This window comes from Corynebacterium sp. MSK004, assembly GCF_030232515.1.
GTDB lineage: Bacteria > Actinomycetota > Actinomycetes > Mycobacteriales > Mycobacteriaceae > Corynebacterium > Corynebacterium hesseae.
This window is the reverse complement of the sequence record NZ_JASPKB010000009.1, coordinates 43,717-66,817: the sequence shown is the minus strand read 5'-3', so window position 1 is coordinate 66,817 and position 23,101 is coordinate 43,717. Positions and strand designations below refer to the sequence as shown.

The window sequence follows — 23,101 nt, the reverse complement described above, 5'->3', positions numbered from 1 at the left end:
AGATGAGTAATAGCCCCGCGAACGTCGGCAGTGTTTATCCCAAAGTTGATATGACTGCTGGGTCTTCCCGTTTCCCCGATATGGAGCAGGAAGTCCAGAAGTACTGGAAGGCCGACGACACCTTTAAAGCCAGCCTCAAGCAGACAGAGGGCTGCCCCGAGTATGTCTTTTATGATGGCCCTCCCTTTGCCAACGGTCTGCCGCACTACGGCCACCTGCTGACCGGTTACGTCAAGGACATCGTCCCGCGCTACCGCACCATGGCCGGCAACCACGTCCCGCGCGTCTTCGGTTGGGATACCCACGGACTGCCGGCGGAGCTGGAGGCAGAAAAGCAGCTCGGCATCACGGACAAGGGCCAGATCGAGGAGATGGGCCTGGAGAAGTTCAACGAGTACTGCGCCAAGTCCGTCCTCGAGTACACCGATGAGTGGGAAGAGTATGTCAACCGCCAGGCTCGCTGGGTGGATTTCGAGAACGGCTACAAGACCATGGACTTGGAGTACATGGAGTCCGTCATGTGGGTGTTCAAGGAGCTCTATGACAAAGGCCTGATCTACCAGGGCTTTAGGGTTTTGCCGTATTCCTGGGCGGAGCACACCTCCCTGTCGAACCAGGAGACCCGCCTGGATGACTCCTACAAGATGCGTCAGGACCCGACCCTGACGGTGACGTTCCCGGTGGCTGGTGCCGTGGAGGGAAGTGCGGCGGAGAAGACGTTGGCGGAGAACGCCGAGCTTGCCGACGCCTCCTTCCTCGCCTGGACCACCACCCCGTGGACCCTGCCGTCCAACCTGGCATTGGCGGTTCACCCGGAGGTTGATTACGTCCTGTTCAAGGCCACCGAGGGCGACTTTGCTGGCCGTACCTTCGTGATGGCTGAAGCGCTGACCGGCACCCTGGCGAAGGAGCTGGGTGAGGTGGAAGTCCTCAAGACGTTCAAGGGCGCGGAGCTGGAGGGCTTCAAGTACGAGCCCATCTTCGGCTTCTTCCCGGATGTCGAGAATGCGTACCAGGTCTTGCTTGCTGACTACGTCACCACTGAGGACGGCACGGGCGTGGTCCACCAGGCCCCGGCCTTCGGTGAGGACGATATGCTCACCTGCCAGAAGTACGGAGTGGGCCTGGTCATCCCGGTGGATGAGGACGGTAAGTTCACCTCCCAGGTACCGCCGTATGAGGGCCAGCTCGTCTTCGATGCCAACAAGGCCATCATCAAGGACCTCAAGGCCGCTGGCCGCGTGGTGCGCCACGTGACCATCGAGCACTCCTACCCGCACTCCTGGCGCTCCGGCGAGCCGCTCATCTACATGGCGCTGCCTGCATGGTTCGTCAAGGTGACGGAGTTCCGTGACCGCATGGTCGAGCTCAACCACAACGAGATCGAGTGGCTGCCGGAGCACATCCGCGATGGTCAGTTCGGCAAGTGGCTGGAGGGTGCTCGCGACTGGAACATCTCCCGCACCCGCTACTGGGGCGCTCCGATCCCGGCGTGGATCTCCGATAACCCGGAGTACCCGCGCGTCGATGTCTATGGCTCGCTGGATGAGCTGGAGCGTGACTTTGGCGTGCGTCCGACGAGCCTGCACCGCCCGTACATTGATGAGCTGACTCGTCCGAACCCGGATGATCCGACGGGCAAGTCCACGATGCGCCGCGTGCCGGACGTGCTGGATTGCTGGTTTGAGTCCGGCTCGATGCCGTTCGCTCAGAAGCACTACCCGTTTGAGAACAAGGAATGGTTTGAGACGCATTCCCCGGCGGACTTCATCGTGGAGTATTCCGGCCAAACGCGCGGCTGGTTCTACCTCCTGCACGTGTTGTCCACCGCCCTGTTCGACCGCCCGGCGTTCAAGAAGGTTGTCGCCCACGGCATCGTGTTGGGCAATGATGGCCTGAAGATGTCGAAGTCCAAGGGCAACTATCCGAATGTGAATGAGGTCTTCGACCGCGATGGCTCGGATGCGATGCGCTGGTTCCTCATGTCTTCGCCGATCTTGCGTGGCGGCAACCTCATCGTCACCGAGCAGGGCATCCGCGAGGGCGTGCGCCAGGCCATCCTGCCGATCTGGAACTCGTACACCTTCCTGCAGCTCTACGCCTCCCAGGACGCAAAGTTCGACGTGAGCTCCACCAACGTGCTGGACCGCTACATCTTGGCCAAGACCCATGACTTGGTGAAGAACACCAACGACGCGCTGGCGAATACCGATATTGCTTCGGCAACGGAGGAGGTCCGCCTCTTCGCGGATGCGCTGACCAACTGGTACGTGCGCCGCTCCCGTGACCGCTTCTGGGAGGGCGAGGAAACCCATCCGGAGGCCTTCAATACGCTCTACACGGTCCTGGAGACGGTCTCCCGCGTGGTCGCGCCGCTGCTGCCGCATGTGGCCGAGGTTATCTACCGCGGCCTGACCGGTGAGCGTTCCGTGCATTTGGCTTCCTACCCGAAGGCCGAGGACTACCCGGCTGACGATGCCCTCGTGGCCGCCATGGATGCCACCCGCGCGGTGGCCTCCGCGGCGTCCTCGGTGCGCAAGTCCAACAAGCTGCGCAACCGCCTGCCGCTGCCGAAGCTGACGGTGGCGATGAAGGATTCGGCGCGCCTGGCGGATTTCAAGGACATCATCCGGGATGAGGTCAACGTTAAGGACGTTGAGCTTACCGACGATGTCGACGCGGTGGGCACCTTCGAGGTCGTGTGCAACGCCAAGGTAGCCGGTCCGCGCTTGGGCAAGGATGTTCAGCGAGCTATCAAGAACCTCAAGGCGGGCAACTACGTGCGCGAGGGCGAGGACGTTGTGGTCGACGGCGATATCCGCCTATCCCCGGACGAGTACACCGAGCGCCTCAAGGCGGCGAATGCGAAGTCGACGGCTCGCGTGGAAGGGCTCGATGGCCTCGTCGCCGTGGATACCGAGGTGACGGAAGAGCTCGAGGCAGAGGGCTGGGCTGCGGACGTTATCCGCGGTTTGCAGGATGCGCGTAAGGCCGAGGATTTCGTGGTGACTGACCGCATCACCGTGGTTCTCTCCGTTCCCGCGGAGAAGGAAGAGTGGGCTCATCGCCACCGCGAGCACATCGCGGCGGAGGTGCTTGCCGTCGACTTCACTGTGACGACCCAGGCTTTCGAGCCAAGCGATGGACAGAACATCCATGATGTCCTCAAGGGCGTGACGGCTACCGTGGCCAAGGCCTAAATCCGCAGCGAAAAGCTCCGCTTCCCTCGAGCGGGGAGGCGGAGCTTTGAGCATCTGCGCACTGGTGGCGCAGGGCGGCCCGGAGGGGGCCGCGATGACGGGGCGTGTGCGCTAGCGGCGGGTTCCGGGCAGGTGTGCGCGCCACGCAAGGATGACGTTGATGAGGCACACCAGCGCCAAGAAGCTGCCGATGCTGAACAACGCCGTGAAGCCGATATAGGGCGCAAGCGCGCTAAAGGCCATCGGGATGAAGAAGCCAGTGTAAGAAATGGAGTAGTACACGGCGGTCAAGCCGGCGAGCTCTCGCTCGCCCGCGATGCGCTGGACCTCGGACAATCCAGCGACCAGCGCCAAACCGTATCCCGCGCCCATCGTGGCGGCGGCCGCGATGCCGAGCGGCAGGGACAGCGAGTGCGCAGCAAACGCCCCGAGGATTGCGCCGACGGTGATGACGAACATCGACAGGGCCGAGGCTCGCGCGGACTTGTGGGTATCAACCAGGCGGCCCAGCATCTGGACGGCCACGCCGCAGCCCAGGGTGATGACGGTCATCAGGCCGGAGAAAGCGATGGGGGCGTTTCCAGCGGATTCGGATAGCAGCTGTGGAAGGAGCGCATAGGCCGCTCCCGCGCAGCCAAAGACCCAGGGGGCCACAGGCACGACGACACGCAGGAAACGCTTGTGCGCAGCGGCGGGGATGTGGAGCATCTCCAGCATGTCACGCACCCTGAGCTCCAGGATGGTGGTCTTGACATCGCCTCGGCTGGGCTGGCGGGTCTCAGGCGTATGCAGGATCCACACGGCAGTCAACAGCGTGAGCAGCATGTGGAGGATATAGGCCGTGTGAGTCGGCCATGGCCCCCACTGGGCCAGCACCGAAGCGATACCCGCGCCGACGAGGAAGCCGGCGGTCAAACACAACGAAGCCTTACGAGCGCCGGACGCTGGGTCGCCGCCGGCGCTCGTGATGAGCTCCGTAATCCACGTTGAACCCACCGCCATGACTAGGCCTAATGCCATACCGCACAAGACGCGTCCCAACGCGATGATGAGTGGTTCGTTGGGGGCGATGGAGAGCAAGAAAGATCCCACCAAGGACAGCGGTGCCGCGGGGAGCAGCAGTGGGCGGCGGCCGAGCAGATCGGACAGCGGGCCACCGATGAGCAGTGCGGGGATGATGCCAACCACGTAGGCGGCTAAGAGCCCGTTGACCGTCACCTGGGAAAAATTCGAGGTCTCGCGGTACATCACCAGCAGCGGGGTGAATTCATTTCCGCCCCAAGCAACCGCGATCATGGCACCGGCGACGGGGAACCACGCGCGCTTAGGCAGCGGCGCTTCGGCGGAGCGGCTGGGCGAGCCTGGGGAGGCAGCGCTTTCAGTGCTTTCGGTGGTGTCGGCGTCTGTGGGGGCGTCGGGTTGGGGAGTAGGCGCCTCGACAAGCGGGTTCGAATGCGCAGAGACAGTCACAGTTGCTTCCTTGAGGAGTTGAGGTGGGAATGGAGTTCGGTCAGGTAGGTGTCGATGTCGCCGGTGCGGAGGGCGTCGGCAAGCAAGGCGTGCTGGGCCACGAAGCCGCGTGCCTTCTCGACGCTGCGGCCGATGGCAGTTGCGGTAAAGCGGTGTTGGCGCTCGCGCAAGGTGTGGCCGAGGTGGGCGAGGAGGCGGTTGCCGCCGTTGTCCATGATGGTTTGGTGGAACTTCGCATCCAGTTGGGTATAGGTGCCCAGATCGCCAGCGTCTAGGGCGGCCTTTTGCTCATCGATGGTGGCGACGAGGACATCGGCGATGAGACTGCGCTCCTCTGCGGACAGTCCGCAAATATGGCGGGCAGAGTTCTCATCCACGAGGAGGCGCGCCTCGTAGACCTCACGGATTTCGCGGGGGCTAATCGGTACGACCAGCGCACCGCGCTTGGGGTAGAGCTTCAAGAAGCCCTCCACCTCCAAACGGAGGAAAGCCTCGCGCACCGGGGTTCTACTCATTCCCAGCTCGGCGGCAAGGGCGGCTTCGGAGAGCATCTCCGAGTCATCGATGTCGTCATCGATGATGCGGCGCTTGAGGTGATCGTAGGCCCGTTCCGCGGCGGGTACCTTGTCTTTTTGCATGTATACATGATGCATGCATGCGGTGCTCTCGGTCTAGCGCAAACGCCAATTCGTGAGACATTGATCACGCGGTGGGCAAGTGAGAGCTAGTTCTCTGAGCGGCGCGTGTGGTCAGGTAGGAGATGTGTTAGAGGCGAGTGAGGGAGGAAGTGGGGACGTCGTAAAGCACTGCCTCTCCCATACCGACCCAACCGATAAAGGGATTGTCCTGAAGCACTTGTGGAGTGTGGACGTGGCCAAGAATCCATGCGTCGAAGCCACAGGCCTGTAGCTGTTCGGGTGTCGTGGGCAAGCATATGCCTTTAGAGAATTCACCGGTCACTGATGAGTGCAGTAATCCCAGATGCGGCTCGTTGCTCTGGCGCGTTGGAAAGGTGAGTGTGCGGGGATCGGGATCGGCAGCTACCGCGGCGGTGACAACGGTAGCGCCGGCGCAGTGAAAGGAGTGAACGTCGGCGGAATGAACCGTTACAGGCGAAGAGAGACTGAGTTCGTGGTGGACGTCGTGATTCCCGGAGATGAAATGGACGTCGCTGAAAAGCTCGCATGCGCGAGCCATGACTTTCTGTGCTTGGGGTACGTAGGTGGCTGCGTCGGCTTTGCGGTCAATGATGTCACCGAGGCAGATACATGCATCCGCAGTCGTGACCTCCAGTACGTTTAGCACCCACTCCATGCCTGGCGCGTCGGGGCGGCCAAGGTGAAGGTCCGCGAAAATGAGGATACTAGCCACGCGCCCTCCTTCCTTGCCACCAAGTGATTAGGACTAGCACGACAGTGGAGGTTCCTACACCGATGAGCGTCATAGCCATGGCTTCAGCGCGGTGGCCCTGGTCAAATTGGTTCATGATCCACGGCGCAAGGAGATTGAGCTGGCTCGGGCGGATCAGGGAGGACATGACGAGCTCGCGGAAGCCCACAAAGAACGCCAGCAGCCAACCGGCAAAGATACCCGGGGCAAGCAGCGGCAAGGTGATGCTGCGCAACGTGTGGGAGGCGGAGGCACCGGACACGGCGGCTGCCTCGTAGACCGAAGGGGAAACCGCGCCAGCGGAGGTCTTGATGTTCTGCACCGCCATCGGCAGGAAGAGAACAGTAAAAGCCATGACGAGGATGATCATGGAGCCATAAGGTGTCCATGGCAGCCAGGGAGCGTTCCATAGGAGAATGAAGCCAATGGCGAGAACGATTCCGGGGACGGTATCCGGTGCTACAGCAAGGAAGTCGACAACACGGGCGCTGATCTGCCTGGTTCGCTGGGTGAGCAAGGTGACCGCGATGCCGAGGATGACCGCCGTTGTGGCGCCAATTGCACCGAGGGCGATGGAACGCAGCAAAGCTTCTTGAGCGGAAGGCATCTGCAGGACGATGGCGAAATAGTCGAAGGTGAGGTTTTGAGGCGTTGGGGGCGCGGATCGCAGAATGGTCATGGCTGCCAGGGTGATGGAAATATACGGGATGAGCACCGAGCAGGCGATGATGAGGAAAGCAACTAAGCTGCCAAGGACCTTGCCTGCGGTGCCGATGCGGAGCGAGACTTGGCGGGATACTCGTCCACCACCGGTAAGGTCGCGCCGCGAGACCCATTGCTGGAATGCCCATGCGCCCACACCAAGTGCAAACAACACCGATGAGGAGGCTGCTGCATCGGAGAAACTCAACGGGTCGATGGTGACGTCTTGGTAGATGGAGGAGACGAGGACCGTGAAACCGATGGCGTTTCCCAAGGTAACTGGGGTGCCGAACTCGCCGGCAGCCTTGATGAAAATGATCAGTGCGCCCAGTGAATAGGGGCCCACGACGGTGGGGAGGATGATGCGACTAATCTGTTGCCACCGGCTGGCGCCTGCGACTTGAGCCATTTCCAGAGAGGATGCAGGAATTGAGGTCAGACAGTTGCGCAGGATGAGATAGAGGAAGGGGAAGAGCTCGCACGCCATGATGAAAGCCATGCCAGGAACCGAGTAAATGGCGTCATGCGCGAGCTTGCCGACGGTATGCCCGAAGAGCAATTCGGAGACTCCACCGCGGCGGGTGAAATCCATCCACGCCATTGCTGCGGCAAAAGGCGGGGTCATGAAAGGAATCATGATGGCGATTTCTATCCAGTTCGCTTTAGAAAAAGACGTCCACGCGCGCAGGAAAGCTAGCGGGGCGGCGAACAGAGTAGAAAAGACCACCACGAGGAGGGAGAGGACGACCGTATTGAGCAGCACCTCTCCCATTCCCGGCTCCACAATCTTGTGGAGAGAAGAAGGCTCATCGCGATACCCCACCACAGCGCTGATGAGCACCGATACCAATGGCGCAGCGACAAGCACGAACAGCACGAAGAGTACTGCATAAATGCCAAGGGTGCGCTGAGGGCTGCGGATAGTGGTGCTCATAAGGCGGGGTTGCTCCGTGGTGAGATAGTAGAGGCTACTTCAGGTAGCGCTCAGCGAACTTTTCCTTGATGTCCTTGGAGGAGGAGGCGATGCCATCGAGATCCTCGTTGAGGGTTTCAATCTCCTCCAGCTTCGGGCCGTTCTTCGGGGTGATCTCGGTGTTGGCCGGGATCATGTTCTTGGAAGCAGAAATCTCCTGTGCTTCATCGGAGAACATGAAGTCGACAAAAGCTTCGGCAGCGTCCTTGTTGTCGGTGGTCTTGAGGATCATGACCGGTCGCGGGGTGACGGTAGTGCCGGAGGAGGGGATAACAACCTCAAGCGGCTCTCCCTTGGCCTGAGCGGAGTATGCGGAGTAGTCCACACCACCCATGACGATGCCTCGAGAACCGGAGGTGACCTGGTCCAGGGCCGGACCGTTAGCGCCCTGGACAATCATGCCGTTGTCGAAGAGTTTGTCAAAGAGCTCCCAGGTCTTGTCCTCGCCCCACTGATCCACCATGGCGGCAATGAGGTCAGCGGCGGTGCCGGACTCGCGCGGATCCGGCATAATGACCTGATCCTTGTATTTTTCGTCAGCGAGGTCCTCCCAGTCCTGAGGAGCGGAGTCCACCACGTTGGTGTTGGTCACCAGTGCCAAGGCGGAGCCATCGCGGCCGGTGAATGTGCCGTTCTTGGATACCCAGCTGGAAGTGATCTTGTCAGCACCTTCCGGGGTGTACTCCGCCAGAGCGCCGGCCTTGTCCTGCTTGGAAGCAGCGGACCAAGAAGCCAAGTAGACCACGTCTGCCTGCGGGTTAGCCTCTTCCGCCTTGAGCTTGGCGGTGATCTTGCCGGTGGTGTCGGCGAAGACGTTGACCTTGACATCGGTCTTTTCCTCGAAGGCTTCGACGAGGGCGTCGGTAAGGCCCTGCGGGTTCGCGGAGTAGTAGTCCAGCTCGCCGGACAGTCCCTCCGGGGCTTCCCAGGCCTCGGCGCTGGTTTCAGCACCGGTGTTGTCGGCGGAGGATGCGTCGGTGGAGTCAGCGGAATCAACAGAACCGCAGCCAGTCAGAGCCAGGGCAGAAGCAGCGGCGGCAGCGAGGGCGAGAGAAAGTTTCTTATACAGCATGGAGAATCCTTAAAGTAGAAAACGGATGTGACTAGTACGCAAGACGTACCGTCGAACCACGATCGACTCGAGAGCGGCTGTAAGCCACCCAAGGCTCGTCAGCGCCTTCGACATCGCAGTGCAGCTCGTAGCGTCCGCCGATGTACTGAGCGGTGCGGACGATTCCGTCCACGTGGTGCGGGAAAGACCCGATGTCTTCCTCCGCGTCAAGGACGGTGAGGTTTTCCGGGCGGACGTCGGGAAGCCCAGCGCGGCGGTTCATAGTACCCACGAAGCCACCGACGAAGGGGGTGGCAGGGGAGTCGTAGAGGGTGACAGGATCGGCGAACTGTTCGATGACGCCGTCCTTCATGACGACGACGCGGTCCGACATGGACAGAGCCTCGGACTGATCATGGGTGACGTAGATGACCGTGAGGCCTAAGTCGTGGACCAAGGCAGTGAGCTCGGCACGTATCTGAACACGCAGGGCAGCATCGAGCGCAGAGAGTGGCTCATCCATTAGGAGCAACTGCGGGTTGGACACAAGTGCGCGGGCGATGGCTACGCGCTGCTGCTGGCCACCGGAGAGTTGATTGGGGCGAGCTTGTGCCTTCGGGGTGATGCCGACCATGTCCATGCACGTGCGCACTCGTTCTGCGCGTTCCGCTGAAGACAGCTTGTTACCCGCGGTGGTGAGGGGAAACTCGATGTTCTTCTCCACAGTCATGTGCGGCCACAGCGCCAGATCTTGAAACACCATGGACAGGTTGCGCTTATTAACGGGAACGTTCGTGTGTGGGCCGAACACTTCTTTATCGGAGAAGGTAATGGTTCCAGTATCAGGGGTTTCCAGGCCTGCGATGCAGCGCAGAAGCGTGGACTTACCGCAACCGGAGGGGCCGAGGATGGAGATGAACTCGCCGGAGTTAATGACGAGGTCAGTGGCATGGAGACCAGTGTTGTCCGCGAACTCGCGCTTAATGCCGGTAACGACCACGTGGGCCTGGGAGGCAGGTTGTTGGGGCGAGAGTTGAGAAGTCACGGCGAAAAAGGTTAGGGCGGTAAAGTAAGCGGATGGGGGCGTTGGGGTTACGAAGGTGGTAAAGAAACATGAATAATGGGTGACGGACACGCGGTGTTTAAACTGGAGCACATGCAACGCTGGGTTCTTCACATCGACATGGACGCGTTCTTTGCGTCGGTGGAGCAGCTCACCCGCCCTACCTTGCGCGGCCGGCCTGTGTTGGTGGGTGGAACGAGCGGACGCGGCGTCGTCGCCGGTGCCTCTTATGAAGCCCGCGCATATGGAGCTCATTCCGCAATGCCCATGTTCCGCGCGCAGCAGCTCGTGGGCTATAAAGCCGTGGTGGTGCAGCCGCGCCGGGCGGTGTATGTGGCGGCCTCGCGCCGGGTATTTGGAATTATTGCGCAGCATGCGGGGGTCATCGAACAGCTCTCCATCGACGAGGCCTTCATGGAACCGGCCGCACTCGCCGGAGCCACGCCCGCCGAAGTCCGTGAGTGGTCGGAGAATCTGCGCCGAGTGATTCGAGCTGAGACGGGCCTTCCCAGCTCCATCGGCGCCGGTGCAGGCAAGCAAAGCGCGAAGATTGCGTCAGGGGAGGCCAAACCGGACGGGACTTTCATCGTGCCCCAGGAGCGCTTCGATGAGCTCATACACCCGCTGCCGGTGGGCAAGCTCTGGGGAGCGGGCCCAGTCACCCAGCAGAAGCTAGCAGCCATTGGCGTGGAGACTATCGGACAGCTGGCGGCGATGAGCCGCAAGGAAGTCGAGATCTCACTGGGCAACGTGGTGGGCGTGCAGCTGTGGAAGCTCGCCCAAGGGATTGATGAGCGTCCGGTCGCCCCGCGCGCGATTGCTAAACAAATCTCCACCGAGTTCACCTACCCCACGGACCTGCGCACGGCGGCGGAGGTGGATGCGGCACTAATCCGCGCGGCGCAGGGCGCGCATTCCCGCCTGCTCAAGGACGGCCGCGGCGCGCGCACGGTGACGGTGAAGTTGCGGATGGCGGATTTCCACATCGAATCCCGCTCGGCCACGCTGCCCTATGCCACGGATGACCTGAAGGTCCTCGAGGCTAAGGCCTTGAGCTTGGCGCGCTACCCGGAGGAGCTCGGGCCCATCAGGCTGGTCGGGGTGAGCTACTCGGGTTTGGAGGAGGCCCGCCAAGACGTGCTATTTCCTGAGCTCGACCGCGAGGTCGTGCGTCCAGCTCCGGATACGGATTACGAGACTGGCGTCAGCGACCACCTGCCCGGCGCGCCGGAAACGGAGACGGAGCCCAGAGCAGAGTCGGAAACGCTGGGAGAAGCGGGATCGGATTCGATGCGCCGCTGGCACGCTACGCAGGACGTCCACCACCCCGAGTTTGGACACGGCTGGATTCAAGGCGCCGGCCATGGGGTGGTCAGCGTGCGCTTTGAAACTCGCGCTACGGGCCCGGGGTTTGTGCGCTCTTTTGCGGCTGAGGATGAAGATCTCCACCCGGCCGATCCATTGGACTCACTGGCGTGGGAGGGGGCGCTGCCAGGCGACGCCACCGAGGCCGATGATCCTGTGACTGACACCGCTGGGGAGGAACCGCCACGCGAGGATAGCTAGCCCGCGGTATAAGCAGTGGCGGAGGGGGCAGTGCTAAACATCTCTGCCACCGGTGTGTCGGTAGCGAGTGCCGCGGCGAGCATAATGCGGGCTTGGCCGGCTCGGAATCCACCGGAGGCTACCGCACCCATCTCGCCCAAGGTGGCACCGCCACCTGCGCCGCCATAGGCCAGCTTGGTAGTTCCGTAGGGCGTGCGGGTGCTAATCACCACGGGCACGCCCGCTTGCAGCGCGCGGGCAACCCCAGCTCCCATCTCTTCACCCATGTTCCCCGAGCCCATGGCTTCGATGACGAGGCCATGGGTGTGGTTGAGGGAGGCGTCGACAAGCGCGGCGCCGGCACCCGGGTAGGCGGCGATGATCTCAACGGGGTGTTGCGCCATGGGGGAGAGCGGCAACGGCGCCAGAGCGGAGTCACCCACCGGTAGCTCCTCAAAGCCGTTGAGCTGCGAAGTATGCCACTTGCGCGCGCCGCGTCCGGGAATGGTCTTGCCGCCGAATTGCACCCACACGCCGGCCTTTCCGGAACACAGGAGCTCATAGGAATCGCGCAGGTTGCGCGGGCCATCACCAGCCGGGTGGTCGAAGGCGCGCTGCGCGCCAGTGAGCACGATGGGCCCCTCACCGAGGTCGAAGAGGGATAACGCCAGCGCGGTTTCCTCCATGGAATCGGTGCCGTGCGTGATGAGGACGCCATCAATCTCTGGGCGCGCAAGGTGCTGGCGCGCACACAGCAGTAGCTCATCGAGGTCTGCCAAAGTAATCGAGCTGGAATCCAGCGCGCGGAATTCCACCACCTCAATGTCGTGTGTTCCGACTTCAGCGTCGAGGAATTGGGCTAGCTGTTGCCCACTGACGGTGGGGACCAGGGATCCGTCACGGACCGTCGTGCAGGCGATGGTGCCACCGGTGGCGATGAGGGCGAAAGTCATGACAGCAGGCTACTACAGGCACGCACCTGCGCGGGAACCCCAGGGCGGCGGTCGTGGACGCTAAAGTAAAAGGGATAAACCACGATCCCCTACGTGAGGAGTATTTGTGAAATCCTTCAAGCTGAGCGCCGCCGTTGTGGCCCTGGGCGCCGCGACTGCCCTGGCTGCCTGCTCGTCTTCCGAGGATGCAGACACCGAGAACAGCACCGCCGCTAAGCCTTCGGGCGAAACCTCCGCATCGCAGGTGGCCTCCACCGAGATGCCTACCGTGGAGCAGCTCAATGAGATCCTGACCAAGGCCGCAGACCCGAACCTTCCGCAGGAAGAGAAGGTCCAGCTGGTCCAGGGCAGCGAGACGGCGCCGGAGCTTTTCGACGTCATGTCGCAGTCCCAGGCCGAGTCCGGCGCCACCTTCGAGGTCGTTGCCCCGGTCATCCCGGGCCTCGTGCCGGATTCCGCGCTCGCGACCGTCCACATCAATACCCCGGACGGCCAGCAGCAGACCGCCGACCAGGTGGAGTTCATCAACGAGGGCGGCACGTGGAAGCTGTCCAAGACGTGGGCCTGTGTCCTGGTCACCAACATCGTCCCGCCGGAAGAGGTGCCGGAGATGTGTGCTGATTCCGTACCGGAAGGCGCAGAGGCGCCTGCCGACGCCCCCGCTGAAGGTGCCGAAGCTCCTGCCGACGCCCCGGCAGAAGGCGCTGAGGCCCCAGCCGACGCCCCGGCTCAGTAAGACTGGGATTCAAGCTTCAGCGCCTGCCACCACACTGGATTGAGAGCCAGTGGGTGGCGGGCGCTGTGCTGTCCGAAGGTCGGCGCGCGGTTGCCTGATGCGGGGCAGGCGCGGCGCGCAGCGGACTAGTCGGTGGTGAACGTCATATCGGTGGCGCTGGTTTGCACCACGCGAAGATCGGAGCTGTCCGCACCATAAGAAATGGCAGTAGTCACGGAGACATCGCCGGCTGTGGGAAGTGGTTTGGTCAGATCAACGGTGACCGTGCCCTTCGACGTCGACGTGGTGTCCATGACCTTGAGCTCTTTGCCCCGCAGCTCCTCGGGGGCGTCAGCGCCGTCGAAGGAGAGCGCGCCCAGGGATGGCCGCTGCTCAACCTCGACGTTGAGCGTGGCGATATCCCCGTCGAGCTTATCCAAGGTATAGGTCGTGGTTTGCAGCAGTGTGGACTCGCCGGTAACGCGCGATTCCACGACCCACTGAGCACCGGAGCCAATTTCCTCATCCGGGAAGACGATGGGCAGCGAGGTCAGGCTGGTGATGGCGCGCTCCACAGTGCTGCGGGCCTCGTCGGTTGCGGCCTGCGGGGCGGCAAGGCGCAGCGAGTTCATTTGCCCGCTATCCGTGCCGCGCCACCCAAATTGGAAGCCCTCGGCGGAGGAGACGTCCGCGCCTTCGGCCTTAGGCTTGCCCACGGTAACGAAGGCGTTGCGGCTGGCCGGCAACTGGCCCTCAACATTCTCGGTGGCAGCCTCCACCGAGGCCTGTAGCGGAAGGGCGACCTTGTCCTTGGACGCTGGTGCAGGAGCCGAGCTACCGTCCTTGCGCAATTGCTGGTCAAAACCCGTGGCGACCTCATAGGTCAGCTCCTGAGTGGCATCGAGATCCTTATAAGCCACAACGCGGCTTGCGTCGTCACCGGGTTCTAGGAGGGTGACGCGCGGGGCATCGAGGCCTAAGCCCACTGGCTCCTCTACTGGCTTGGCCGGCTGGGAATAGGAACAGCCGGCGAGCGCGCCGCTGACTCCCAAGACGGTGGCGGACAGGACTGCTAGAGCTCTCACACGAAACACGCATTCCAAATTACCGGATGAGCCTGTTTAGAATGGAACGAGTGAAAGCAAGGAGTTATATCGGAGTGATGGTTGCGGTGGTGCTCGGTGTGGCCGCCGTCGACCAAGCCGTGAAGGCACTGATGCTGTCCATCCTCACGGAAGGCGAAGCCCTACCGGTAATCGGTGACTGGTTCCGCTTCTACCTTCTCTTTAACCCCGGCGCCGCCTTCTCTATGGGAGGGGAAGGCTCGACGTGGCTGTTTACCACTATCCAACTCGCCTTCGTTGTTGGTGTAGCAATCGCCGCCCCGCGCATTCATGACAAGTGGCAGGCCATCGGGCTGGCAATGATCGCCGGCGGCGCCTTGGGCAATTTTATCGACCGTCTGGTCCGTGAGCCAGGGTTCTGGTTCGGCCACGTGGTGGATTATATCTCCGTGGGCAGCTTCGCCGTGTTCAATATCGCGGACGCGGCAATCACCTGTGGCGTCGTGGTCTTCATCATCGCGATGTTCTGGGCAGAGATGAACGAGAAGTCGGAGGAACAGGAAACGGGGGAGTGTAATGCGCGAAAGCCGTAGGTTACCGGTACCCGAAGGGCTCGATGGCATGCGGGTGGACGCCGCCTTGGCCAAGCTCCTGGGCATTTCCCGAGCCCGAGTTGCACAGCTGTGCACGGCGGGCGATGTAGAAATTGACGGCGTGGCGGTGGGCAAATCCGAGCGTTTAAGCGCCGGCGGTTGGATTGACGTCATGATGCCAGCGCCTGAGGAACCGCTCATCCCGAAGGAGGAACTGGTGGAGGGCATGGATGTCCTCTATGGCGACGAGGACGTCATCTGTGTATTCAAGCCGGTGGGTGTTGCGGCGCACCCGACTTTGGGCTGGGATGGCCCCACCGTCATTGGCGGGCTGCGGGCGGCGGGCTATGCGCTTGCCGACGCCGGACCTACCGAACGCAAAGGTATCGTCCACCGCCTCGACGTGGGCACCTCCGGCGTCATGGTGGTGGCCGCCAGCGAGCGGGCCTATTCCCAATTGAAGAACGCCTTTCGTGAGCGCACCGTGAAGAAGACCTATCACGCCGTGGTCCAGGGCCTGCCCGATCCCATCGTGGGGACCATTGATGCGCCGATCGGGCGTCATCCTTCCGCGGGCTGGAAGTTTGGGGTCGTCGATGATGGCAAACCGGCGGTGACACATTACAAGTTGTTGGAGGCCTTCCGCGAGGCCAGCCTCCTCGAAGTCCACTTGGAGACCGGCCGCACCCACCAGATCCGCGTCCACATGTCCGCCACCGGGCATCCCTGTGTGGGCGATCCGATGTATGGCTGTGACCCGAACTTGGCGAAGCGCGTGGGACTTAACCGCCAGTGGCTGCATGCGGTAGAGCTCGGATTTACCCACCCGGGTACCGGCAAGTGGTTTGAATGCACCGCACCTTATCCCGAGGACTTGAAGCACGCCGTGGAGGTTTTGCGCGGATGAGCCCGCAGCGGAGCACGCGCCAGCGCATCTATCGGCGCCGCCGGGCCGCGGCGCTGGTGCTGTTGGCGGTGCTGGCGCTGGTGGTGGTTCTCGCTTTCGGCCTCCTTGGCACCCAGCCCCGCACGGCGCTGCAAGGAGACCAGCTGGGGCCGGATGGAACCGAGACTGCCGCTGAATATCGCGAACGCGCGGAGGCCTCACTAGCGCAGGCGGACGAGCCAGCCTATGCGCTGGTGGGTTTTAGCGAGCCGCTGAGCGCACAGGAGGTCTCCGATGCGCTGAGACCAATCCAACGCATGGATGCCATCGTGATCGGGCTGGCTGCCCCCATCGCCGTTCCCGAACCCGTCGCAGGAGCCGAGCGCGCCGACGTCATCGATACCGTCCTGGCCCGCGTGGCCGATCATGCCGGTGACATGGGGGAGGAAGCCCCAGCGAAGGTCGACGCCGTCGTGGTGTATTCCGGTGGGAGTCAGCTACGCGCCCTCGCTTCCGACCCGCGGGTCGATACCGTGGAGGCCGCGCCCGAGGATGCCGCGTGGGGCTCCTTCGGCGTGCGCCCGCCCACCAACGTCGGACAGAATGAGAACCGCTAGAACTGCCAAGGAGAAGACATGCGTTTGTTTCCCAATACCTCCGAGTGGCCGCCGAACTACCGCTTTGCCTACCTCTTGATGTGGGCGGGCGCGTTCATCGCCTCCGGGGCCGCCATTGCGCAGGGGATCTGGGGAGCAGACAAACTCACCTTCGGCATTCTCGTCGTGGTGGCCATCTACTGCATCGCCATGGCCATCCTCATGCCGCGGTGGGCGCTCAACGCGCGCGAGGAATCCGCCCGGCGTGCCCGGGCTCGGGAGGCGCGCGAAGAGCTGAAGCGCCGCTAGTCCCGGCTGGGGGTTGTTTTCTCTGCGGGGTGGAGGCGGGCGCGGCGTCGAGAAGCACGGCCCATGCGCACCAAGTCCGCCAGGTAAATGATGACCGCTACCCAGATGATGGCAAAACCGATCCAACGCTCCGTGGACATGTGTTCCTGGGTGACAAACAGCGCCCACAGCATCTGCATGATGGGGGTCATGTACTGCAGCATGCCGAGGGTAGACAGACGCAGGTGCTTAGCGCCCTGCGCGAAGCACAGCAACGGCAGAGCGGTGACGAGGCCGGAGGTAACCAGCAGTGCGATGTGCCCAGGTCCTTCGGTAGTGAAGGTGGATTCGCCCTGTGCCTGGAGGTAGCCCAGGTAGATCAGCGCGAACGGGAGCATGACCAAGGTTTCCGCGGCCACCGAGCCCATCGAGGAAACCGTGATGCGTTTCTTGAGCAAACCATAGATTCCGAAGCTGAAGGCCAAAGCCAGCGAATAATAGGGGGCCTGACCGGTCATGAAGGTCAGCCACAACACTGCGATGAAGGCGATGCTGACCGACGCCACCTGCGCCTTCGTCAGCTTCTCCTTGAGGAAAATAATGCCGAGGGCCACGGAGACAAGAGGGTTGATGAAATAGCCCAGTGCGGCATCGGCCACGTGATCGCTGTTGATGGCGATGACATAGGTGCCCCAGTTGATGGTGATGGCCACGCCACAGGCGAGCATCCACCCCCAAGTGCGCAAGCTGAACGCTTTCAGCTCGCGCCAGCCACCTGTCACCAGCAACACTGCGGTGACGAGAACGGCGGTCCACACGATGCGGTGGGCCAAAATCTCAAATGGGCTAGCGGGGCGCAGCAGCGGGAAGAACGCTGGGAAGAAGCCCCACATGAGATAGGCAGCAATGGTGTAGAACATTTAAGAAAATGTACCTCAGCGAGGACCTACGGGCGAAGTTTGACGTCCCCGCTAAGATGAGCCGCATGGCCAAAAACTCCTCCTTCGTTCACCTTCACAACCACACCGAATTCTCCATGCTGGATGGCATGGCAAAGGTGGATATGTTGGCGGATGAGGTGGTTCGCCAAGGTATGCCTGCCGTCGGTATGACAGACCATGGCAACATGTATGGTTCCAATGCCTTCTACCAAAGGATGACCAGCGCTGGCGTGAAACCCATCATTGGCATCGAGGCTTATTTGGCACCGGAATCGCGCTTCAACAAGAAGCGCGTGCTGTGGGGAACTCCGGACCAGAAGCGCGATGACGTTTCCGCTTCCGGCGCCTACCTCCACCAGACCATGCTGGCGGAGAATGAAACCGGCCTGCGCAACCTGTTCAAGCTTTCCTCCCTGGCCTCCTATGAGGGGCAGTTGGGCAAGTGGCCGCGCATGGACGCGGAGCTGATTGCCGAGCATGCTGAAGGCATCATCGCGACCACCGGGTGCCCTTCCGGCGATGTGCAGACCCGCCTGCGCCTGGGCCAGTTCAACGAAGCGCTGGAAGCAGCCGCCATGTGGCAGGACATCTATGGCAAGGACAATTTCTTCTTGGAGCTCATGGACCATGGGCTGGACATCGAGAAGCGCACGCGCGATGGCCTGTTGGAGATCGGCCGTAAGCTGGACTTGCCGCCGTTGGTGACCAATGACTGCCACTACGTGCTGGAATCCCAGGCGCCTTCCCACGAGGCCATGCTCTGCGTGCAGACGGGCAAGACGTTTATGGACCCGGATCGCTTTAAGTTCGACGGCACCGGCTACTACATCAAGACCGCTCAACAGATGCGTGAGCTGTGGGATCACATGGTGCCGGAGGCGTGCGATAACACCCTGTGGATTGCCGAGCGGGTGCAGGACTATGGCGCGATTTGGGAGGAGCACACCCATGACCGCATGCCGATTGCCGACGTCCCCGAGGGCTACACCCCAACCTCCTGGCTAACCCACGAGGTGATGGAGGGACTGAAGGATCGCTTCAACGGTGGGGATGTGCCGCAGGAGTACATCGATCGTGCTGAGTACGAGATCAGCGTCATCGATATGAAGGGCTACCCTTCCTACTTCCTCATCGTGGCCGAGCTCATCAAGCACGCGCGCTCCATCGGCATTCGCGTTGGTCCGGGCCGTGGTTCGGCGGCCGGTGCGCTCGTGGCCTACGCGCTGACGATTACCAACATTGACCCTATCGAGCATGGCCTGCTCTTCGAGCGATTCTTGAACCCGGAGCGTCCGTCCGCACCGGATATCGATATCGACTTCGATGATCGCCGCCGCGGCGAGATGATTACCTACGCCGCCGAGCGGTGGGGCGAGGACAAGGTTGCCCAGGTGATCACCTTCGGTACCGTGAAGACCAAGCAGGCCATTAAGGACTCCGCCAAAGTGCACTTTGGCCAGCCGGGCTTCCAGATGGCGGACCGCATCAACGGCGCCCTGCCACCCGCGATCATGGCCAAGGACATCCCGCTCGCCGGCATCATGGACCCAGAGCACGAGCGCTATTCGGAGGCAACCGAGGTCCGGCAGATGATCGAGACTGACCCGGACGTCAAGAAGATCTACGAGACCGCCCGCGGCCTCGAGGGCGTGGTCCGTCAGGCCGGCGTGCATGCCTGCGCGGTGATTATGGCCTCGGTCCGGCTCATGGACCACATCCCGATGTGGAAGCGCCCAGCCGATGGCGCTTACATCACCGGCTGGGATTACCCGGCCTGTGAGGCCATCGGCCTGCTGAAGATGGACTTCCTGGGTCTGCGCAACCTCACCGTGATTGGTGACTGCCTGGAAAACATCAAGAAAAACCGCGGCGAGGAAGTCCACCTGGAAGACCTGCACGCCGATGACCCGAATGCCTCAAAGGTCTATGACCTGCTCTCGCGCGGCGATACTCTGGGCGTGTTCCAGCTCGACTCGGGCGGCATGCAGGAGCTGCTCAAGCGCATGAAGCCGACTGGCTTTAAGGACATTGTGGCGTCGCTTGCGCTCTACCGCCCGGGCCCGATGGGCGTGAACGCGCACTGGGATTACGCAGACCGCAAGAACGGCCGCAAGGAAATTACCCCGATCCACCCCGAGCTGGAGGAGCCGCTCAAGGAGATCCTCGATGAGACATACGGTCTTATCGTGTACCAGGAGCAGATCATGCGTATCTCGCAGAAAGTGGCAAACTACACCGCCGGTGAGGCAGATGGCTTCCGCAAAGCCATGGGTAAGAAGAAGCCAGAAGTGCTGGCCCAGCAGTATGACAAGTTCTGGGGCGGCATGAAGGACAATGGCTACTCCAAGGAAGCAATGGATGCTCTGTGGGGCACCATTGAGCCTTTCGCCTCCTACGCGTTCAACAAGTCCCATGCCGCGGGTTATGGTTTGGTATCCTTCTGGACGGCCTACCTCAAGGCCTACTATGCGCCGGAATACATGGCCGCGCTGTTGACCTCGGTGGGTGACAAGAAGGACAAGTCCGCCATCTACCTGGCTGACTGCCGCCATCTGGGCATCCGCGTGCTCTCCCCAGATGTCAACGAGTCGGTGGAGACCTTCCAGGCCGTGGGTGAGGATATTCGCTTCGGCATGGGCGCTATCCGCAACGTCGGCGGGGAAGTGGTGGATTCCATCGTGAAGACCCGCCGCGAGAAGGGTGCTTTCACATCCTTCTCCGACTACCTGGACAAGATTGAGCTGGCGGCCTGTTCGAAGCGCGTCACCGAATCCCTCATTAAGGCCGGTGCTTTCGATTCCCTGGAACACCCGCGCAAGGGCCTCATGCTCATTCATGAAGACGCCGTCGATTCGGTCCAGACGACTAAGAAGGCAGCTGACAAGGGCCAATTCGATCTCTTCGCTGGATTCGGCGGTGGCGATGAACAAGGTGACTCTGTCTCCGCCTTCGCCATCGATATCCCAGACGAGAACTGGGACCGCAAGCACGAGCTGGCTTTGGAAAGGGAGATGCTGGGCCTGTATGTGTCCGGCCACCCGCTCGATGGTTTTGAGGAAGCCCTGAACGCGCAGACCGATACACCGATTACGAAGATCCTCAACGGTGAGGTGGGCAACGGCCAAGAGTTGGTGATTGGCGGCATCATTTCGGGTGTGGACAGGCGCTTTTCCAAGCGCGATGGTTCGCCCTGGGCCATTGTGAGCATCGAGGACCACAACGGCGCGCAGGTAGATATCCTCGTGTTCAATCAGGTCTACTCCCTGGTGGCCCCGCAGATCGCAGAAGACAACATCATCCTGGCCAAGGTCCAGGTGAAGATCCGCGATGAGCGCATGTCCCTGTTCTGCTCCGACATTCGCGTTCCTGACTTGGGTCCCGGTAACGGTGCCGGCCTTCCTTTGCGCCTGACCATGCGCACGGATCAGTGCACGATGGACAACATTGCGCGGCTGAAGCAGGTCTTGGTCAACAACAAGGGTGAGTCCGACGTGTACCTCACGCTTGTCGACGGCGAAGAGTCCACCATGATGGTCCTCGGCGAACATCTGCGTGTGGAGCGCTCCAGCAACCTCATGGGTGATCTCAAAGCGACGATGGGCGCCGGAATTCTCGGCTGAGGTGACACCCCGCATTCGCGTGCTGAATAAAAGTACAGAATGAAGCGGGCTGTGCTACGCCCGTGGGTTACGCTAGACAGCACAGTCTAGTTGAAAGGGAGACCGTTTCCTCATGGTCAATAAGATCCGTACCACCCACGTCGGCTCGTTGCCGCGCACGCAGGAGCTGTTGGACGCTAACCTCGAGCGTTCTGCAGGCACCATCTCTGATGAGAAGTTCCACGAGATTTTGGAGCGCTCGGTCGCAGACGTCGTCAAGCGCCAGGTCGATCTCGGCATCGACATTATTAACGAGGGCGAATACGGCCACATCACCTCCGGCGCCGTGGACTATGGCGCCTGGTGGAATTATTCCTTTACCCGCCTGGGTGGTCTGACCATGACGGACAAGGACCGTTGGGAAATCGGTGACAAGATCCGCTCCGAGCCAGGCAAGATTCGCCTCTCCTCGATGAAGGACCGCCGCGACCGCGCCCTGTTCGCGGAGGCCTACAACGATCCGGATTCGGGTATCTTTACCGGCCGCAAGAAGGTTGCAAACCCAGAATTCACCGGTCCGGTTACCTACATCGGCCAGGAGCAGGTCGAGGCTGACGTGAAGCTGCTTGCCGACGCCCTCCCCGACGGCACCGAAGGCTTCGTCGCCGCACTGTCCCCGGGCGCTGCGGCCCGCCTGCCCAACAAGTACTACGAGGATGAGTCCGATCTCGTGCGTGCGTGTGGCGAGGCGCTCAAGGTGGAGTACAAGGCCATCACCGATGCCGGCTTGACGGTGCAGTTCGACGCCCCGGACCTGGCTGAGGCCTGGGACTCCGTGGTCCCGGAGCCGACGGTCGCGGACTTCCAGGCCTTCCTGCGCGAGCGCATTGAGATCCTCAACGAGTCCATCAAGGACATCCCGCGTGAGCAGACCCGTCTGCACATCTGCTGGGGTTCCTGGCATGGCCCGCACGTGACGGATATTCCGTTCGAGGACATCATTGAGGAGATCCTGCAGGCCAAGGTCGGCGGCTTCTCCTTCGAGGGTGCCTCGCCGCGTCACGCCCACGAGTGGCGCGTGTGGAAGGATCACAAGCTGCCGGAGGGCACCGTCATTTACCCGGGTGTGGTTTCTCACTCCACCAATGCTGTGGAGCACCCACGCTTGGTAGCAGACCGCATCATCCAGTTCGCTGAACTGGTCGGCCCAGAAAACGTGATTGCATCGACGGACTGTGGTCTCGGCGGCCGTCTGCACCACCAGATCGCGTGGGCCAAGCTGGAGTCCCTCGTGGAGGGTGCGCAGATTGCCACCGAAGAGCTGTTCTAATCAGCGAGCGGCCTTGAACCAGCGAGCAAACTAAATAAACGCGCGAACCGAGCAGGTTCGCGCGTTTAATTTTTGGTGGGGAGGCGGTTACTTCGCAGCCGCTTTCTCGCCTTCCTTCTTCTGGGAGTTATCCCAGTAGAAGCCCTGGCTCTTCAGGAAGGCTCGCAGACCATCGAGAACGGATGGGTCGAATTGTGCGACCACGGTCAGCGCATTAATAGCGACGGCGACCAGAGCGATCGTGCCGCCGACCCACGCAAAGACCTCTTCGGCTGTGTCATTGGGGCGGGCGGATTGTACCCATTCGGGCATCTCGTCCCATTCCTTCTCCAGCTCGGCGTCCTTTTCCGCTTGGACGCAGTCTGGCTCTGCTGGCATGCCAGAGGAACCATAACCGTTAAGGATGCCGAGCCCCAGCTCCTGCGGCCCCATGAAGGAAGAACCCGCGGTGCCATCGGCAACCGCCTTTTCATGCTCCTCGCGCGCCGTGCGTACCTCGTTTGCGCACTCCTCGGAAAGATCAGAGGTGTCGATTCGACCAACGTTCATCGAGCTTCCGCCGTTAGGGCCCTGGGAGCTTCCGCCGGACGAGCTTTGGCTTTGGGAGGACGAGGAGGACTGGCTGCTCTCAGCAGATTCAGCGGCTGTGGCCAGCGGTGTGACCAAAGCCATCGTCGTAGCACACACTGCGATTAGTGAGGTGGAAAGGCGCATAATCAGGGGTTCTCCTTGGAAAGGGTGCG

At 61.8% G+C, this 23,101-nt stretch carries 19 protein-coding genes; 9 read left to right on the top strand and 10 right to left on the bottom strand.

Translation table 11 applies throughout. The features are described from left to right. The first annotated feature begins 2 nt into the window (after positions 1 to 2). On the top strand, positions 3 to 3,200 hold the full coding sequence (gene ileS, locus QP999_RS11080) for an isoleucine--tRNA ligase (RefSeq protein ID WP_284848307.1): 3,198 nt from the start codon (positions 3 to 5) through the stop codon (positions 3,198 to 3,200). A gap of 111 nt (positions 3,201 to 3,311) precedes the next feature. On the opposite strand, the gene QP999_RS11075 is transcribed toward ileS, so the two are convergent. From QP999_RS11075 to QP999_RS11050, 6 genes are all read right to left on the bottom strand, one after another. Further along, complete coding sequence (locus QP999_RS11075; protein WP_154761861.1) at positions 3,312 to 4,496, bottom strand: MFS transporter; 1,185 nt, start codon at positions 4,494 to 4,496, stop codon at positions 3,312 to 3,314. A 170-nt stretch (positions 4,497 to 4,666) separates the two neighbouring features. After that, positions 4,667 to 5,308, bottom strand: a complete 642-nt coding sequence (locus QP999_RS11070; RefSeq protein WP_070533299.1) for a GntR family transcriptional regulator — start codon at positions 5,306 to 5,308, stop codon at positions 4,667 to 4,669. Between the two features lie 127 nt (positions 5,309 to 5,435). Then, positions 5,436 to 6,041, bottom strand: coding sequence for a metallophosphoesterase family protein (locus tag QP999_RS11065; RefSeq protein ID WP_083303797.1), 606 nt, complete (start codon positions 6,039 to 6,041; stop codon positions 5,436 to 5,438). Next, complete coding sequence (locus QP999_RS11060) at positions 6,034 to 7,695, bottom strand: ABC transporter permease (protein WP_284848306.1); 1,662 nt, start codon at positions 7,693 to 7,695, stop codon at positions 6,034 to 6,036. Before QP999_RS11060 ends, QP999_RS11065 begins: the two co-directional genes overlap by 8 nt. A 34-nt stretch (positions 7,696 to 7,729) precedes the next feature. Continuing rightward, positions 7,730 to 8,806: an ABC transporter substrate-binding protein gene (locus QP999_RS11055; RefSeq protein ID WP_070519889.1), complete on the bottom strand. Its 1,077-nt coding sequence runs from the start codon at positions 8,804 to 8,806 to the stop codon at positions 7,730 to 7,732. Positions 8,807 to 8,837: 31 nt separating this feature from the next. Further along, a complete protein-coding gene (locus QP999_RS11050) occupies positions 8,838 to 9,830 on the bottom strand; it encodes an ABC transporter ATP-binding protein (RefSeq protein ID WP_284848305.1) in 993 nt (330 codons plus the stop codon). 111 nt (positions 9,831 to 9,941) lie between these two features. Between QP999_RS11050 and QP999_RS11045 the strand changes: the two genes are divergently transcribed. Further along, entirely contained in the window at positions 9,942 to 11,414 is a 1,473-nt protein-coding gene (locus QP999_RS11045; RefSeq protein WP_070563154.1) for a DNA polymerase IV, read from the top strand. On the opposite strand, the gene QP999_RS11040 is transcribed toward QP999_RS11045, so the two are convergent. After that, on the bottom strand, positions 11,411 to 12,346 hold the full coding sequence (locus QP999_RS11040) for an asparaginase (RefSeq protein WP_070512484.1): 936 nt from the start codon (positions 12,344 to 12,346) through the stop codon (positions 11,411 to 11,413). The genes QP999_RS11045 and QP999_RS11040 overlap by 4 nt on opposite strands. Before the next feature lie 106 nt (positions 12,347 to 12,452). On the opposite strand from QP999_RS11040, the gene QP999_RS11035 reads away from it, so the two are divergent. Next, complete coding sequence (locus QP999_RS11035) at positions 12,453 to 13,082, top strand: WKL family lipoprotein (protein ID WP_070519893.1); 630 nt, start codon at positions 12,453 to 12,455, stop codon at positions 13,080 to 13,082. Positions 13,083 to 13,207: 125 nt separating this feature from the next. Here the strand turns inward: QP999_RS11035 and QP999_RS11030 are convergent, their stop codons facing one another. Continuing rightward, entirely contained in the window at positions 13,208 to 14,155 is a 948-nt protein-coding gene (locus QP999_RS11030) for a DUF6263 family protein (protein ID WP_284848304.1), read from the bottom strand. Positions 14,156 to 14,187: 32 nt separating this feature from the next. Here QP999_RS11030 and lspA point away from each other — a divergent pair, with 32 nt between their 5' ends. The 4 genes from lspA to QP999_RS11010 are packed head-to-tail and all read left to right on the top strand — an operon-like array spanning position 14,188 to position 16,509. Beyond that, a complete protein-coding gene (lspA, locus tag QP999_RS11025; protein WP_284848303.1) occupies positions 14,188 to 14,718 on the top strand; it encodes a signal peptidase II in 531 nt (176 codons plus the stop codon). Beyond that, positions 14,702 to 15,625, top strand: coding sequence for an RluA family pseudouridine synthase (locus QP999_RS11020; protein ID WP_284848302.1), 924 nt, complete (start codon positions 14,702 to 14,704; stop codon positions 15,623 to 15,625). Before lspA ends, QP999_RS11020 begins: the two co-directional genes overlap by 17 nt. Beyond that, complete coding sequence (locus tag QP999_RS11015; RefSeq protein WP_284848301.1) at positions 15,622 to 16,221, top strand: hypothetical protein; 600 nt, start codon at positions 15,622 to 15,624, stop codon at positions 16,219 to 16,221. Before QP999_RS11020 ends, QP999_RS11015 begins: the two co-directional genes overlap by 4 nt. 18 nt (positions 16,222 to 16,239) lie before the next feature. Next, positions 16,240 to 16,509 (top strand): permease, encoded by a 270-nt coding sequence (locus tag QP999_RS11010; protein WP_284848300.1) that lies wholly within the window; start codon positions 16,240 to 16,242, stop codon positions 16,507 to 16,509. Here QP999_RS11010 and rarD read toward each other — a convergent pair. Beyond that, positions 16,506 to 17,408 (bottom strand): EamA family transporter RarD, encoded by a 903-nt coding sequence (gene rarD / locus QP999_RS11005; RefSeq protein ID WP_284848299.1) that lies wholly within the window; start codon positions 17,406 to 17,408, stop codon positions 16,506 to 16,508. The two genes, QP999_RS11010 and rarD, sit on opposite strands and share 4 nt — an antisense overlap. 65 nt (positions 17,409 to 17,473) lie before the next feature. Between rarD and dnaE the strand changes: the two genes are divergently transcribed. Further along, positions 17,474 to 21,049: a DNA polymerase III subunit alpha gene (dnaE, locus tag QP999_RS11000; RefSeq protein ID WP_284848298.1), complete on the top strand. Its 3,576-nt coding sequence runs from the start codon at positions 17,474 to 17,476 to the stop codon at positions 21,047 to 21,049. Between the two features lie 112 nt (positions 21,050 to 21,161). Beyond that, positions 21,162 to 22,358 carry a cobalamin-independent methionine synthase II family protein gene (locus tag QP999_RS10995; protein WP_284848297.1) on the top strand — a complete coding sequence of 399 codons (1,197 nt, stop codon included), beginning with the start codon at positions 21,162 to 21,164 and terminating at the stop codon, positions 22,356 to 22,358. Between the two features lie 87 nt (positions 22,359 to 22,445). On the opposite strand, the gene QP999_RS10990 is transcribed toward QP999_RS10995, so the two are convergent. Then, a complete protein-coding gene (locus tag QP999_RS10990; RefSeq protein WP_284848296.1) occupies positions 22,446 to 23,072 on the bottom strand; it encodes a hypothetical protein in 627 nt (208 codons plus the stop codon). Positions 23,073 to 23,101 lie beyond the last annotated feature (29 nt).

What these genes read in the sequence shown, in the direction of transcription:
- QP999_RS11045 (WP_070563154.1), top strand. Translation starts at nt 9,942, where the DNA reads ATGCAACGCTGGGTTCTTCACATCGACATGGACGCGTTCTTTGCGTCG.
- QP999_RS11055 (WP_070519889.1), bottom strand. Translation starts at nt 8,806, where the DNA reads ATGCTGTATAAGAAACTTTCTCTCGCCCTCGCTGCCGCCGCTGCTTCT.
- QP999_RS11075 (WP_154761861.1), bottom strand. Translation starts at nt 4,496, where the DNA reads ATGATCGCGGTTGCTTGGGGCGGAAATGAATTCACCCCGCTGCTGGTG.
- rarD (WP_284848299.1), bottom strand. Translation starts at nt 17,408, where the DNA reads ATGTTCTACACCATTGCTGCCTATCTCATGTGGGGCTTCTTCCCAGCG.
- QP999_RS10990 (WP_284848296.1), bottom strand. Translation starts at nt 23,072, where the DNA reads ATGCGCCTTTCCACCTCACTAATCGCAGTGTGTGCTACGACGATGGCT.
- lspA (WP_284848303.1), top strand. Translation starts at nt 14,188, where the DNA reads ATGGAACGAGTGAAAGCAAGGAGTTATATCGGAGTGATGGTTGCGGTG.
- QP999_RS11010 (WP_284848300.1), top strand. Translation starts at nt 16,240, where the DNA reads ATGCGTTTGTTTCCCAATACCTCCGAGTGGCCGCCGAACTACCGCTTT.
- QP999_RS11070 (WP_070533299.1), bottom strand. Translation starts at nt 5,308, where the DNA reads ATGCAAAAAGACAAGGTACCCGCCGCGGAACGGGCCTACGATCACCTC.
- dnaE (WP_284848298.1), top strand. Translation starts at nt 17,474, where the DNA reads ATGGCCAAAAACTCCTCCTTCGTTCACCTTCACAACCACACCGAATTC.
- QP999_RS10995 (WP_284848297.1), top strand. Translation starts at nt 21,162, where the DNA reads ATGGTCAATAAGATCCGTACCACCCACGTCGGCTCGTTGCCGCGCACG.
- QP999_RS11015 (WP_284848301.1), top strand. Translation starts at nt 15,622, where the DNA reads ATGAGCCCGCAGCGGAGCACGCGCCAGCGCATCTATCGGCGCCGCCGG.
- QP999_RS11060 (WP_284848306.1), bottom strand. Translation starts at nt 7,695, where the DNA reads ATGAGCACCACTATCCGCAGCCCTCAGCGCACCCTTGGCATTTATGCA.
- QP999_RS11040 (WP_070512484.1), bottom strand. Translation starts at nt 12,346, where the DNA reads ATGACTTTCGCCCTCATCGCCACCGGTGGCACCATCGCCTGCACGACG.
- ileS (WP_284848307.1), top strand. Translation starts at nt 3, where the DNA reads ATGAGTAATAGCCCCGCGAACGTCGGCAGTGTTTATCCCAAAGTTGAT.
- QP999_RS11020 (WP_284848302.1), top strand. Translation starts at nt 14,702, where the DNA reads ATGCGCGAAAGCCGTAGGTTACCGGTACCCGAAGGGCTCGATGGCATG.